Below are 2,243 nucleotides of genomic sequence, written 5' to 3' on the forward strand. Positions count from 1 at the left end.
CCCCGCCGCCGCGTCGGCCGCGCTGCGCGCCTCGGGCTCCGGCGAATACGACGGCGTGCGCGCCTACCGCCGTGGCGACCCGCTCAAGCTCGTGGTCTGGAAGAAGGCCGCGCGCGCCCAGGCCGCCGGCTCCGAAGACCTGGTGAGCCGCGACACCCAACAAACGCAGCGCGAGGAGCTCTGGCTCGACGCCCAGACCGCCGGCCTGCCCGACGCCGAAGCCCGCATCTCGCGCTGTGCGCCTGGGTGCTGATGGCCGACCGGCTCAGCGTGGACTACGGCCTGCGCGTGGCCGGCCGCGTGGTGAAGCCCTCGCAGGGCGAGGCGCACAAGCGCGCCTGCCTTGAGGCGCTGGCCCTGTGCTGAAGGCCCGACGACCATGAACAAGCTCATGATGCGACTGGCCGCCCTGCCCCGCGACGCGCGGGACACGCTGTTTTTGCTCACGGTGATCGGCCTGATCGTGCTGCCCCAGGTCGAGAACATTCCCTGGTGGTGCACCGCCATCACGGCCATGGTGCTGCTGTGGCGCGGCATGCTCGCGGTGCAGGCCCGGCCGCTGCCGAACAAATGGTGGCGCGTGGCGCTGCTGCTGCTCGCGCTGGCCGCCACCTACGCCACCCACCGCACGCTGCTGGGCCGCGACGCGGGCGTGACGCTCATCGTGATCCTGCTGGCGCTGAAGACGCTGGAGCTGCGCGCGCGGCGCGACGCCTTCGTCATCTTCTTCCTGGGCTTCTTCGCGATGCTCACGAACTTCTTCTATTCGCAGTCGCTGCTGACCGCGTTCACGATGCTGCTCGCGCTGCTGGGCCTGCTGACGGCGCTGGTCAACGCGCACATGCCCGTGGGCCGGCCGCCGCTGTGGCAGGCCGCGCGCACCGCCGGCTGGATGGCGCTGGCGGGCGCGCCGATCATGCTCGCGCTGTTTTTGCTGTTCCCGCGCTTCGCGCCGCTGTGGGGCACGCCCAGCGACGCCATGACGGGGCGCAGCGGGTTGTCGAACACCATGCGCGTGGGCACCATCGCCGAGCTGGCGCTGGACGACAGCATCGCCGCGCGCGTGCGCTTCGAGAACGACCGCCCGCCGCCGCAAAGCCAGCTCTACTTTCGCGGCCCGGTGCTTGCGCAGTTCGACGGGCGTGAATGGACCGCCCTGCCCTCGTGGGCGCGCGGCACGCAGTGGTCGGCCAACCTGCGCACCAGCGGCGAGCCTGTGCGCTACGAGGTCACGCTCGAGCCCAGCAGCCGCCCCTGGTTGCTGACGCTCGACGCCGCGCCGCGCGCACCCGAGGCCGCGGGCTTCGAGGTGACGGGCACGCCCGACCTGCAATGGTTCGCGAACCGGCCGCTGAACGACCTGGTGCGCTACCGGGCAGAGAGCTACACGCAGTTCGAAAGCGGCCCGCTCAAGCGCACCGGCGGCCAGTTGCAGGCCTACATGGCGCTGCCGCCCGGCACCAACCCGCGCACCGCCGCGCTCGCGGCCGAGATGCGCGCCGACCCGGCCCTGGCCCATGCCGACACGCCGGCCTTCGTGCAGGCCGCGCTGCGGCGGCTGCGCACCGGCGGCTACACCTACACGCTGGAGCCCGGCGTGTACGGCGACAACACCGCCGACGAGTTCTGGTTCGACCGCAAGGAAGGCTTCTGCGAGCACATCGCCTCGGCCTTCGTGGTGCTGATGCGCAACCTGGGCGTGCCGGCGCGCATCGTGACGGGCTACCAGGGCGGCGAGCTCAACGCCGTCGACAACTACTGGATCGTTCGCCAGAGCGATGCGCATGCCTGGGCCGAGGTGTGGCAAGAGGGTGTGGGCTGGGTGCGCGTCGACCCGACGGCATCGGTCGCGCCCGGTCGCATCGGGCAATTCCAGCGCCTTGCACCGCAACCCGGCCTCTTCGCCGGCGCCATCGGCGCCATGAGCCCCACGCTCGCGCAGAACATCCGCGCCGCATGGGAGGCCGTGAACAACGGCTGGAACCAGTGGGTGCTCAACTACACGCAGAGCCGCCAGCTCAACCTGCTGAAGAACATCGGCTTCGAGGCGCCGAGCCTCGAGGACCTGGCCTACGTGCTGCTCTACCTGCTGGTGGGCGCGAGCCTGGCCGGCGCGCTCTGGACGCTGTGGGAGCGCAGCCGCCACGACCCGTGGCTGCGCCTGCTGGGCCAGGCCCGCGCGCGGCTTGCCAAGGCCGGCCTGCAGTTGCCCGACACCGCGCCCCCGCGCCAGATGGCGCAGG

The 2,243-nt window shown here is 71.8% G+C and carries 1 protein-coding gene and 1 pseudogene; both read left to right on the forward strand.

Annotated elements, in window-relative coordinates:
- Positions 1–366, forward strand: a pseudogene (locus tag BMG07_RS40440) (DUF58 domain-containing protein); the annotation flags it as partial.
- A gap of 13 nt (positions 367–379) precedes the next feature.
- A partial coding sequence (locus BMG07_RS40445) for a DUF3488 and transglutaminase-like domain-containing protein (protein WP_198089181.1) occupies positions 380–2,243 on the forward strand: 1,864 nt, incomplete at its 3' end.

The sequence above is a fragment of the Variovorax sp. E3 genome (assembly GCF_016082275.1).
Taxonomy (GTDB): Bacteria; Pseudomonadota; Gammaproteobacteria; order Burkholderiales; family Burkholderiaceae_C; genus Variovorax.